The 11,760-nt window shown below is 41.1% G+C and carries 11 protein-coding genes; all 11 read right to left on the reverse strand.

What is annotated here, in order from left to right; translation table 11 throughout:
- The coding region (locus ACTRWE_RS18130) for a sensor domain-containing diguanylate cyclase (RefSeq protein WP_462880445.1) at positions 1-1,741 on the reverse strand (1,741 nt) is incomplete at its 3' end.
- A 4-nt stretch (positions 1,742-1,745) separates the two neighbouring features.
- A complete protein-coding gene (locus ACTRWE_RS18135; protein ID WP_462880446.1) occupies positions 1,746-3,287 on the reverse strand; it encodes a methyl-accepting chemotaxis protein in 1,542 nt (513 codons plus the stop codon).
- Positions 3,288-3,757: 470 nt separating this feature from the next.
- Entirely contained in the window at positions 3,758-5,185 is a 1,428-nt protein-coding gene (locus ACTRWE_RS18140; protein ID WP_462880447.1) for an NAD-dependent succinate-semialdehyde dehydrogenase, read from the reverse strand.
- Between the two features lie 195 nt (positions 5,186-5,380).
- Positions 5,381-5,719: an ISC system 2Fe-2S type ferredoxin gene (fdx, locus tag ACTRWE_RS18145; protein WP_008113929.1), complete on the reverse strand. Its 339-nt coding sequence runs from the start codon at positions 5,717-5,719 to the stop codon at positions 5,381-5,383.
- Between the two features lie 11 nt (positions 5,720-5,730).
- The gene (gene hscA, locus ACTRWE_RS18150; protein ID WP_024602640.1) at positions 5,731-7,593 is read right to left on the reverse strand and encodes a Fe-S protein assembly chaperone HscA; all 1,863 of its coding nucleotides are present in this window, start codon (positions 7,591-7,593) and stop codon (positions 5,731-5,733) included.
- 41 nt (positions 7,594-7,634) lie between these two features.
- Positions 7,635-8,162 carry a co-chaperone HscB gene (hscB, locus tag ACTRWE_RS18155; RefSeq protein WP_008113925.1) on the reverse strand — a complete coding sequence of 176 codons (528 nt, stop codon included), beginning with the start codon at positions 8,160-8,162 and terminating at the stop codon, positions 7,635-7,637.
- 70 nt (positions 8,163-8,232) lie between these two features.
- Complete coding sequence (iscA, locus tag ACTRWE_RS18160; RefSeq protein ID WP_008113924.1) at positions 8,233-8,556, reverse strand: iron-sulfur cluster assembly protein IscA; 324 nt, start codon at positions 8,554-8,556, stop codon at positions 8,233-8,235.
- Positions 8,557-8,565: 9 nt separating this feature from the next.
- Positions 8,566-8,949: a Fe-S cluster assembly scaffold IscU gene (iscU, locus tag ACTRWE_RS18165; RefSeq protein ID WP_008113923.1), complete on the reverse strand. Its 384-nt coding sequence runs from the start codon at positions 8,947-8,949 to the stop codon at positions 8,566-8,568.
- 40 nt (positions 8,950-8,989) lie between these two features.
- On the reverse strand, positions 8,990-10,207 hold the full coding sequence (locus ACTRWE_RS18170; protein WP_008113922.1) for an IscS subfamily cysteine desulfurase: 1,218 nt from the start codon (positions 10,205-10,207) through the stop codon (positions 8,990-8,992).
- A 24-nt stretch (positions 10,208-10,231) separates the two neighbouring features.
- A complete protein-coding gene (gene iscR, locus ACTRWE_RS18175) occupies positions 10,232-10,723 on the reverse strand; it encodes a Fe-S cluster assembly transcriptional regulator IscR (RefSeq protein WP_008113921.1) in 492 nt (163 codons plus the stop codon).
- 202 nt (positions 10,724-10,925) lie between these two features.
- The gene (gene trmJ, locus ACTRWE_RS18180; protein WP_054202357.1) at positions 10,926-11,651 is read right to left on the reverse strand and encodes a tRNA (cytosine(32)/uridine(32)-2'-O)-methyltransferase TrmJ; all 726 of its coding nucleotides are present in this window, start codon (positions 11,649-11,651) and stop codon (positions 10,926-10,928) included.
- Positions 11,652-11,760 lie beyond the last annotated feature (109 nt).

Consider the following 11,760-nt stretch of genomic DNA (forward strand, 5'->3'; position numbering starts at 1 on the left):
ATGCATAGGTAGCATTAATATTGGTATGTGGGTTTAATTGCGCGCTTACCTCGTAAGAGTCTTTACTCGCATCAATAACTGTACTGCCCAACGAAGCGCTTAGTACCACATCAAGATCACTGATCTTATGTGAGAAGTTATCCAATGCTAATATTTTAGCGTCTATGCTTGGTTGTTGTTGCTCTAAATAGGATAGGTCATTACTTACATTGACACTTATAATTAAAAAAGAATCGACTCCACTTTTATATAGCTTGTACTCGCCCTGTACCGCATTTGATAGTTTTTTAGCCGTTAAAATGAGTGCTTCGTTGCCCGCCTCAATACCGTACTTAAAGTTAAATTGCGCTAACTTGTCCATATCTAATAAGGCAGCATATATATAGCCATTATTAATGCTGGCAATTTGTAGTAAACTTCTGAATTCGCGCTCAAACCACCGCTTATTTTTTAATCCTGTAATGGGATCTGAATAGGCTAAGTTATAAATGGTATCTTGTGCTTTGAGTTTTTCACTAATATCTCTAACTACACCAATATATTCAACGCTTTGGTCATTAACAGCTTTGGTAAGTGACAATTCTATTTGAAAAATAGTGCCGTCTTTTTTTCTTGCAGGTAGTTGCCTACCCACACCAATAATTTTAGCCTCACCTGTTTGCTCATAATTTCGCATATACGAGTGATGTTTAGATGCATAAGGCTCAGGCATTAAGTTGTTAATCGACAAGCCAAGCATTTCATTTTGCTTATAGCCAAACATAGTTAATGCTGTTGAGTTACAGTGGACAATAACACCTTGCTGATTAATGGTGATCACTGCATCATTTAAGTTATTTAAAATGGCTTCAAGGCGATTATTTTTATCATCAACCTTGGCCTTTAACTCATACTCTAAAGTGACATCTTCAAAAGCACCATGCACTTTAATAACCTGATGATCATCATTAAAAACAGGGTGACCACTCGTACGTACCCATTTTTTATTGCCATGAGCATCTACAAACTCAAAGTCTTCACAATAAGGAAGGCCATGTGTTTGCAAACGATTAAAAAAGTCACGGATACGCGCTTGCTCTTTTTCACCAGCATAATGCGCAATCGCTTGTGTGGTCGTGAGCGGTTTGCGCTCATCAAGGCCATAAATATTATAAACCTCGGGTGAATAATTTAACTCACCGGTTGAGATTTTGTATTCCCACGTACCTACCTTCGACATAGCTTCAACAGCACTAAATAGTGATTGCTGTGAGCTTGATTTATCTTCTAAAAAACACTTTTGTAAGAACACTGCTGTGTAACTAGCAAAGTTAATTAGCCTTGGTAGGTAGCGTTCAATTGTTGGGTCACTATTTAAATAAAGACCAACCAACACGCCGCTTAACTGGCCTTCATCATTGCTTATGGAGACGCCAACGTAAGCTTGCGCATTTATAGTTTTTAATAGCTTATTTTCAGGGTAGTGTTGTTGTAATTCATCCGTTATAAAACATGCACTTTTTGAAGGCAGCTGTTCACAAGGCGAGCCTTCAAGCGAATAAGAAAAGTTTTCAATGACCTCTGCGTTATGTAAAACCAATTGCGTAGTTGCTAATTTATCTTCATTTACAGAGGCAATAAATAAGTAATCGGCTTTAATTTCTTGCTGCAGCACTCTCAATTGTGCACTTAAATTTGCACATTGAGAATACGATACATCATAGGCTGAGCCTATATCTAACTGCTTGCTATCCTTGCTCACTTTACTAACCTACTTTGAAAGAAAGACCTAATGACGCTAATGCTTTAGAGTGTTTTTCAATCGCATCAGACTCTGCACCTACACAATGCGCTTGGGCTAAGTTTTCTGAAGACGCACTACTAATATTGGAAATATTGCGGCTAATTTCTTGCGATACCATGCTCTGCTCTTCTGCAGCGGTTGAAATTTGCGTTGCTAAATCAGAAATATCAGTAATTGCCGCATATACTTTTGATACGATATCTTGCGTATTACGGGTTTCTTTAACACAACTCTCTGCCGCATTTTTACCCGCTTCCATGGTTTTTGACCAATTTAAAAGCGTAGATTGCATTTCAGATATAGATATTTGGATTTGCTCTGTAGCGGTATGTGTTCTGCTTGAAAGCGCACGTACTTCGTCAGCAACAACTGAGAACCCTCTACCATGTTCACCAGCACGAGCAGCCTCAATAGCAGCATTAAGTGCAAGTAAATTTGTTTGATCGGCAATCCCTTGTATCTCTTGCATTATTCCACCAATTTTTTCAGCCTCTATTGCTAACTCACTCGCAGAGCTTGCTGAGTTATCAACTTCAGTTGCAAGTAACGAAACCTCTCGCATTGTCCCTGACATTGCTTGTGTTGCTGATTCACAATCTTGGTGAGCTTGTTGCACTCGTTGATTAGTAACTAAGGTATTTTTTGCTACCTCGTCAATTGAATGCACCATCTCTTCAACCGCAGAGGATACCTGATGCAATTCGGATGCTTCTTTTTCAACGCCAGCCTGCGCAGCTTCAGCACAAACTTTAAGCGAATCAGCTCCTTTGCTAAGGCTTAAAGTGCCATCAATAATACGCCCAACAATGGTCGTTACTTTACCCTCAAGCAGTTTAATCTGAAAATCAGTATAGCTAAGGCTATCACTGCCGGAGTATACATGGCGAGATACACTGTCACTGCCTTTTTTGCTTTCTTTAAGCGCACTTTGCGAGCGAATTAATTCTTCGTAAAAAATAACAAAAGGCAGAGGAACAAACAGCAAACATAGCCAGAACATATAGCTTGTTAACCAAGCAATTAAAGCTGCCCCCCCAATAAATAGAGGAAGTTTAAATGCAGCTAATTTTTCACTTAAAGGCGTAATTGATTGACCGTTATTTAAACGTTGGTATAGCTTTTCTGCGCGGTTTTTATATTCTGGAAGGAGTTGTTGGCGAACTGATTGATAACCTACTTTTTTTCCGTTTTCGTAAATAGGGGTAACAAATGCATCTACCCAATAATAACGCCCATCTTTACATCTATTTTTTACCGCTCCTCGCCAAGCGGTATCGCTTTTTAAATTAGACCACATATCACCAAATGCCGCAGGTGGCATATCTGGGTGACGAACCATATTATGATTTTTCCCTTTTAACTCATTGATGGTATACCCTGAAACTTTACAAAAGCTATCATTTGCATAAGTGATAACGCCTCGTAAATCTGTTGTAGAAACTAATTCTTCGTCAATGCCAAACGAAACTTCCTGGTCTACCGTTGCTTGATTTCTTCTACTCATAGTGGGTGATTCATTATGTTTAATGTGTGAATTTGCGGAATGTTAATTTATAAATGTATAAAACACAATTATACATTTATACTATATGTTAATAGTTTTGAAACTACTGAAACTTCATTCTACTTATTTTCAAACTAAAAATAAACATTTAAAAACATATAGTTACAAAAAGTTACATATAGCAAAAGGAATTGCTATTACGTAAAGTTCCACCTATAAAAGGATTATAATTAGAATAGTATCTAATTAAGAATAGTTTAGACCTTAAAATGGAAAGCTGCAAAAAACCTCTCCTTGTATAAAGATAAAAAAATGCCACCAGATGGTGGCATTTACACACGGGGGTATTTCTACTTATAGAAATTTTTTACGTTTTGTTTACTTAAATATTTTTTGAAAAGGTAGCATTTACACCCGTTTCAAGCAACTTAAAACGCTGAACTGTTAACTCATCGGAACAGTTTTAACCATTACACCTTAATACATACATATTTTTCTTCTAAGTACTCATCTAACCCTTGGTGACCGCCCTCTCTGCCGAGACCAGATTGTTTTACCCCACCAAACGGCGCTACAGGGTTTGATATAACCCCTTCATTAACACCGACCATACCAAATTCTAGCGCTTCACTTACGCGGTATATTTGCTTAATATTCTGACTATAAAAATAGGCTGCTAGTCCATAGGGAACATCATTAGACAATGCCAGTACTTCTGCCTCATCATCAAACGGGATTATACTTAATACAGGGCCAAACACCTCTTGGTGATAAATATTCATCTCAGGCGTAACATTGTTAACAATAACTGGGTTTTGAAAACTCCCCCCTAAATCTCGTTGCTCGCCAATAAGCGAAGCCCCTTTGCTTAATGCATCGTTTATCAATTGCTGAACTTTTTGTTTAGCCTCAGGGTATATCAGCGGACCAATATCCACTTCATCTTCAAAGCCGTTTGCCACTTTTAATCCAGCAACCTTTGAGGTTAGCTTGTTTAGTACTTTATCCATAATACTGCGCTGAATAAAGATACGGTTAGCCGCCACACACGCTTGGCCACTATTTCTAAATTTAGCTGCCATTAAGCCATCAATAGCATCATCAATATCGGCATTATCAAAAATAATGAACGGCGCATTGCCGCCTAATTCCATTGATGTTTTCTTAATTGTATCAGCGCATTGCGATAGTAACTGCTTACCCACCCCGGTAGAGCCAGTAAAAGTAAACTTACGTACCACCTCTGAGTCAGTCAGCATTTTACCAACGTCTTTAGCGTTTTGTGATACCAACACATTAAATGCGCCTTTCACAAAACCAGCCTCATCAGCTAAATACGCTAAAGCAATGGCGCATAGTGGTGTGTGCTCAGAAGGTTTTAAAATGAAGCTACAGCCAGCAGCATAAGCAGGGGCAACTTTTCGAGTTACCATAGCCACAGGAAAGTTCCATGGCGTAATACCGGCAACCACGCCAATAGGTTGTTTATAACTGGTTAAGCGGTGCTGATTATCGGTTGCAGGGATCACATCGCCATAGCTGCGTTTAGCTTGTTCGGCAAACCACTTAATAAAGCCGGCGCCATAGTCTATTTCACCGAGAGATTCTTTAAGCGGTTTTCCCTGCTCTTTGGTCATAAGTGTAGCTAACGTTTGTTTATGTTTTATCACCAACTCATACCAGCGCATCAAAGTGTCACTTCGCTCGGTTGCATTGGTGGCTTTTAATTTTACAAACGCGCCTTTTGCCGCATTAATAGCTGTATTTACGCCCTGCTCGTCAATGTCGCTAACTTCTATTATGCTTTTTCCGGTCGCAGGATCATCAACGCTAAATCGCGTAGCGGTTTTATAAAATTCACCGTTTATAAACGAGTCTGAAAAAATAAGATCACTCAAAATATACCTCCGGAATAAGTTTCGGGTTACGGGCTTCGAGCCTCGGGGTTCGATAAATTACCCGCGCCTCGCAGCCCGTGGCTCGTAACCTTTAACCTTTAAAAAGACGCGGGGTAAACCCGCTGCTACCAAATACAAACAAAAAAGCCGCTGTATCAAACAGCGGCTTTTAATATGATAGTCATTAATTAAAAACTAGTGTTCTTCATTAACGATATTGAGATTGTACTTAGGTATTTCAACCACTAAGTCTTCATCTCTGATAATTGCTTGGCAACCTAAGCGAGATTCAGGCTCTAAACCCCATGCTTTATCTAGCATGTCATCTTCTAGATCATCACTTTCATCTAATGAGTCAAAACCTTCACGGATCACTAAATGACACGTTGTACATGCACATGATTTTTCACAGGCATGAGGAATGCTAATGCCATTTTTAAGCGCGATATCAAGTACCGTTTCGCCAGCGGGCGCTTCTATTGCTGCACCGTCAGGACACAACTCCGGATGGGGAAGAAAAACAATTTGTGGCATTCTAATCTCTCTTATATATTGTCTACTGACTGACCCGTTAAGGCTTTTTTAATTGACGCGTCCATTCTGCGCGCGGCAAAATCACTGCTCGCATTATCCATTTTTTCAATGGCCGCTTTAATTTCGCTTGGCTCTTGCGCACTCTCGCGTACTTTCGCAAGTTCGCTTATTTCCACTTTTAGCGTCGCTAATTGCTCAGGCTCAAGTAAATCGCCATCAGCAGCTAATGAGGCTTCCATCGCTTCTATTACACGAAGCGCTTCAACTTGTTGCTCTTTGAGCATACGCGCTTGCATATCGCCTTTAGCGTTACTCATCGACTCTTTAAGCATATTAGCAACTTGGTCGTCAGACAAACCAAACGACGGTTTTACTTGTATTTCTGCTTGGACACCCGTTGATTTTTCCATGGCTGATACGCTTAGTAAACCATCAGCGTCTACTTTAAAGGTAACGCGAATATGCGCCGCCCCCGCCGCCATAGGAGGAATACCTTTTAAGCTGAACTTTGCCAGCGATCGACAATCGTCAACCAGTTCACGTTCACCTTGTAATACATGCAACGACATGGCCGTTTGACCATCTTTAAACGTAGTAAATTCTTGCGCACGCGCAACCGGAATCGTGGTATTGCGTGGAATGATTTTTTCAACCAAGCCACCCATTGTTTCAAGGCCTAACGACAACGGTAACACATCAAGTAATAACATGTCTGAATCTGGCTTGTTACCAATTAATACGTCAGCTTGTAATGCAGCACCCAGTGCAACAACACGATCAGGGTCAATTGAAGTTAGTGGCTGTTTATCAAAAAATTCGCCAACTTGAGTACGAACCAACGGCATGCGGGTTGAACCGCCAACCATCACGACTTGTAATACTTCTTGGTTTTCAATACCGGCATCTTTTACTGCACGACGACATGAACGAAGCGTTTTTTTAACCAGTGGCATAGCGAGCTCATTAAATTTTTCTCGCGTTACTTCAACCATGTATTTTTCATCGTCAAACTCAAGGCCAACATTCACTTTTTCGTATTGGCTGAGTGCTTCTTTACAGGCTTTGGCTTTATTAATGAATAAGCGTAATACCGAAGGAGATAAGCCTGTCACGCCGGTTTCTTGTTTTAGGTAATCAACTAATAATGAGTCAAAGTCGTCGCCGCCTAGGCTAGAATCGCCACCGGTGGCCAGCACTTCAAACACGCCTTTATTAAGACGCAGAATAGAGATATCAAAGGTACCCCCTCCTAAATCATAAACGGCGATAATACCTTCTTGCCCTGAATCTAAACCGTAAGCAACGGCAGCGGCAGTAGGCTCGTTTAGTAAGCGCAGTACATTAATACCGGCAAGCTCAGCCGCATCTTTGGTGCTTTGACGCTGTGCATCATCAAAATAGGCTGGTACAGTAATCACTGCCCCTAAAATATCTTGATTACCAAAGCTTTGCTCAGCGCGTACTTTTAATGCATTTAAAATATGACTTGAGGCTTTAACTGGGCTGATCTTTCCCGCAGCCGTTTCGATAGCCAATGCACCATCATCATCGCAAAACTGATAAGGCAGTTGACCATAGCTTTGTTCTATTTCGGTTTGCGTTTTACCTAAAAAACGCTTCACTGAAATAAGCGTATTAACCGGATCGAGTGTAGCCGCTTGCATTGCATCATTACCCACGGTAATGCCGCCAGCTTGATAACGAACCACTGAGGGTAACATCGCTTCGCCTGACTCATCAGTAATAGTGCGTGCTTCGCCGCTTTGTACGGTTGCCACTAATGAATTTGTAGTGCCTAAATCAATTCCAATGGCTAATTTGTGTTCATGTGGTGCCGCGCTCTGCCCCGGCTCAGCAATTTGCAATAATGCCATAATGCTCTTTAAACTCGTGTTGCTCGCTTTGCAGCAAGTAATTAATCGTCAAATAAACTGTCTTCAATGCGTTCAAGTTCGTCTTGTAACTTATATACAAATTTTAATTTGCGAATGTTGTCAGCAGCGTGTTGATATTGTTGCTCATCGTTGCTTGCAAGTTGCTCAGCCAATTCGTTGCTATACTGGGCTTTTAATTGCTTTATTTGCGACTCAAAATTAGCAATAGCGATATCTGGATCACTTGCAGAGGGAAGTTCTTCAAGCTCTTCGCGCAGTTCCATTTGTTGCATCAAGAACATGGGATCTTGCAATGTTTGCTGCTCAGCGCGAATATCAACGCCCAGCTCACTCAACATATATTCAGCACGTTTAACCGGATGCTTAAGTGTTTGTAATGCGTCGTTAATTTCAGCGGTACTTTGTACGGCCATTAATTTATCACGACTGCTGGCATTAGCATGACGATCAGGGTGTACAGCACGTTGAAGTTCTAAGTAGTGCTTGTTGATCATTGCTAAGTCAATATTGTAGTCAACCGGTATTGCAAATAACTCAAAATAACGCATAACTTCTCACAAATGACAAAGCCCTACATTAACTGGCAGGGCTTATTTATATCTTAAAACAAGTTTGAGCTTAAACGGTAAAGCTTTCGCCACAGCCACACTCATCAGCTTGGTTAGGGTTATTAAATTTAAACCCTTCATTTAAACCTTCTTTAGTGTAGTCGAGCTCGGTGCCGTCGATATAAACTAAGCTTTTAGCGTCAACAATTAAGGTAACGCCTTTGGCCGCAAATGTTTCATCGTCATCGTTTAGCTCATCAACAAACTCTAGAACATAAGCAAGACCTGAACAGCCCGTCGTTTTAATGCCAACTCGCAGGCCAATGCCTTTACCACGGTTTGCTAAAAATGATTGTACGCGGTTTGCTGCCGCATCTGTCAATGTCACTGCCATGAATATCTCTTAGTTTGTATGTTTGCTTTTGTAATCTGCAATTGCTGCTTGAATTGCATCTTCGGCTAAAATTGAGCAGTGAATTTTCACTGGTGGTAATTCTAGCTCTGCGCTGATATCGGTATTTTTGATAGTCGCAGCTTCGTCTAATGTTTTGCCTTTAACCCACTCTGTTACCAGCGAAGATGAAGCAATTGCGCTACCACAGCCGTACGTTTTGAATTTTGCATCTTCAATAACGCCTTCCGCCGATACTTTAATTTGCAATTTCATTACGTCACCACATGCTGGTGCGCCTACCATACCCGTTGCCACTGACGGATCGTTCTTATCTAGAGCACCTACGTTACGTGGGTTTTCTACGTGGTCGATTACTTTATCACTGTAAGCCATAATTCTATCCTCACTACCTGCTAGGTATGGGCACCACTAATTAGTGGTGCGCCCATTCAACTGAATCTAAATCAACACCTTCTTGGTGCATTTCCCAAAGAGGAGACATTTCACGTAAACGGCCAATCGAGTTTTTCATTAGCTCAACGGTGTAATCAATCTCTTCTTCGGTGGTAAAACGGCCAATACTAAAACGAATCGAGCTGTGCGCTAGCTCGTCGTTGCGACCTAATGCACGTAATACGTAAGAAGGCTCTAAACTTGCAGATGTACAGGCTGAACCTGACGATACCGCAATATCTTTAACAGCCATTAATAACGACTCACCTTCAACAAAGTTAAAGCTAATGTTGACAATACCAGGTACTGATTGGTCTTGCGTGCCGTTAAAGTACACTTCGTCCATATCCGTTAAAATGCCGTCGATTAGGCGTTTACGCAACGCACTGATGTGTGCGTGATCTTTTTCAAAATCTTGTTTTGCAATTCTAAATGCTGCACCCATACCCACTAATTGATGAGTTGCTAATGTACCAGAACGCATGCCACGCTCATGGCCGCCACCGTGCATTTGTGCTTCTAAACGTGCACGTGGTTTACGACGAACATACAAAGCACCTACGCCTTTAGGGCCGTATACTTTGTGCGCCGAGAATGACATGAAATCTACTTTGGTTTGTTGCACGTCAATTAAAACTTTACCTGCGCTTTGTGCAGCATCTACGTGGAACATAATTTTACGTTCGCGACACATTTCACCAATAGTGTTGATGTCTTGGATTACACCTAGCTCGTTATTTACATGCATAATGCTTACAAGCACAGTGTCGTCACGCATCGTATCTGCTAATTTTTGCAGATCAAGTAGGCCGTTTTCTTCAACGTCCATGTAGGTTACTTCAAACCCTTGACGCTCAAGTTCACGACATGTGTCGATAACCGCTTTGTGTTCAGTTTTAGCGGTAATAACATGCTTACCTTTTTTCTTGTAAAACTGAGCTGCACCTTTAATAGCAAGGTTATTTGATTCTGTTGCACCCGATGTGAATACAATTTCACGTGGGTCTGCATTAATTAAATCAGCAATGTCAGTACGTGCTTGGTCAACGACTTCTTCAGCTTGCCAACCAAAACGGTGTGAACGCGATGCTGGATTACCAAAATTACCGTCCATAGTCAGGCACTGCATCATTTCTTTGGCAACTCGTTCGTCAACAGGCGTAGTTGCTGCGTAATCTAAATAAATCGGTAACTTCATTTCTCTCTCCGCTGCAGGTCAACCTTAAAGTTGACAGCTTACTTGAATATTTTCCAACTGCTTAATTGCATCATTAACGCTGTTTTCTTGGCGAAGAGCGACCGCTTTAACGTCCGACTTTTCAACCAGTTCAGCTAAGGTAATATTATTTAAAAATTCTTCAATTCGTGCGCTTAAGTCTGACCACAATGTATGGGTTAAACAACGCATACCACTTTGACAACCAGTATTGCTTCGCTGACACCGTGTAGCGTCAACAGATTCATCTACCGCATTGATAACATCGCCAACTGAAATTACGTCAGCCTCACGTCCTAGTAAATAGCCCCCACCAGGACCTCGAACAGAACTCACTAGCCCATTTTTACGTAAACGGGCAAATAATTGCTCAAGATAAGACAAAGAAATTTCTTGGCGCTGCGAAATATCTGCAAGCGCTACAGGGCCTATATTTGCATGTAGTGCAACATCCAGCATGGCTGTAACGGCGTATCTGCCTTTTGATGTTAACTTCATAACGCCCCCCGCACAAAAGAGTGCAAATTTTAATTACCAGAGTAGATTAGTCAAGTATTATCCTGATTGGCTAGCCTCGAATGCCAGCCGATAAACTTGTAATACCCGACTGTTTTGGTCAAGTATTGGGTCTATTGTAATTACCTGAGTAATTTAGTCAAGTATTAGTAGAGCAATAAAGGGCGCTATTTATAACTAATTGCTATTTTATAGACTTATTAATTGAGGTAAGAATACCTCGTAATATGTTCATTTCAGCATCTTCAGGGCGAGCACGATTAAACAAGCGACGTAGCTTAGTCATTACCATGCCTGGGTGCTGCTTAATGATGAAGCCTGTTTTAAACAAGGTGTCTTCAAGATGTTCGTAAAACAGCTCTGTTTGTTTAGACGATGGATATAGGGTTTCGTCTTCTTCTTGTTCCGCTTTAGGCTGTTGATTTAAAAACGCCATACGCGTTTCATAGCATAAGGTTTGTACTGCCATGGCTAAATTTAGCGAGCTGTATTCTGGGTTAGCAGGAATACATACATGGTAATTACACAGTTGTAATTCTTCGTTTGTTAAGCCACTGTTTTCACGACCAAATACAAGTGCTACAGGGCCATTTACAGCTTCGCCAACAAGCTTTTCACCACATTCACGCGGCTCAACCATAGGCCACGATAATGTACGCGAGCGAGCACTAGTACCAATAGTTAATGCACAATCAGCAATGGCATCGGCAACCGTATCAACAACAACAGCATTACCAAGTACATCAGTCGCACCTGCAGCCAGTGCGCTGGCATGGCTATCTATTTCACAGGCAGGATCTACAAGGTATAACTTTGATAATCCCATGGTTTTCATGGCACGTGCCGCAGAACCAATATTGCCAGAATGTGATGTGTTTACTAAAACGATGCGAATATCATCTAAGATCATTACAGTGCTACTTATCGAGTACAAAAAAATTGCGCAAATTCTAGCATGAAAACGCGCTGAGATCCTATATTCAATAGTTGAGATCTAAAAGATCAGTTCGGGGTTCGGG

This window comes from Pseudoalteromonas sp. G5_S1_54_S4 (assembly GCF_054968565.1).

Excerpts from the sequence above, each read along its gene's own strand:
- ACTRWE_RS18135 (WP_462880446.1), bottom strand. The coding sequence starts at position 3,287 with ATGAGTAGAAGAAATCAAGCAACGGTAGACCAGGAAGTTTCGTTTGGC.
- fdx (WP_008113929.1), bottom strand. The coding sequence starts at position 5,719 with ATGCCACAAATTGTTTTTCTTCCCCATCCGGAGTTGTGTCCTGACGGT.
- hscA (WP_024602640.1), bottom strand. The coding sequence starts at position 7,593 with ATGGCATTATTGCAAATTGCTGAGCCGGGGCAGAGCGCGGCACCACAT.
- hscB (WP_008113925.1), bottom strand. The coding sequence starts at position 8,162 with ATGCGTTATTTTGAGTTATTTGCAATACCGGTTGACTACAATATTGAC.
- iscA (WP_008113924.1), bottom strand. The coding sequence starts at position 8,556 with ATGGCAGTGACATTGACAGATGCGGCAGCAAACCGCGTACAATCATTT.
- iscU (WP_008113923.1), bottom strand. The coding sequence starts at position 8,949 with ATGGCTTACAGTGATAAAGTAATCGACCACGTAGAAAACCCACGTAAC.
- ACTRWE_RS18170 (WP_008113922.1), bottom strand. The coding sequence starts at position 10,207 with ATGAAGTTACCGATTTATTTAGATTACGCAGCAACTACGCCTGTTGAC.
- iscR (WP_008113921.1), bottom strand. The coding sequence starts at position 10,723 with ATGAAGTTAACATCAAAAGGCAGATACGCCGTTACAGCCATGCTGGAT.
- trmJ (WP_054202357.1), bottom strand. The coding sequence starts at position 11,651 with ATGATCTTAGATGATATTCGCATCGTTTTAGTAAACACATCACATTCT.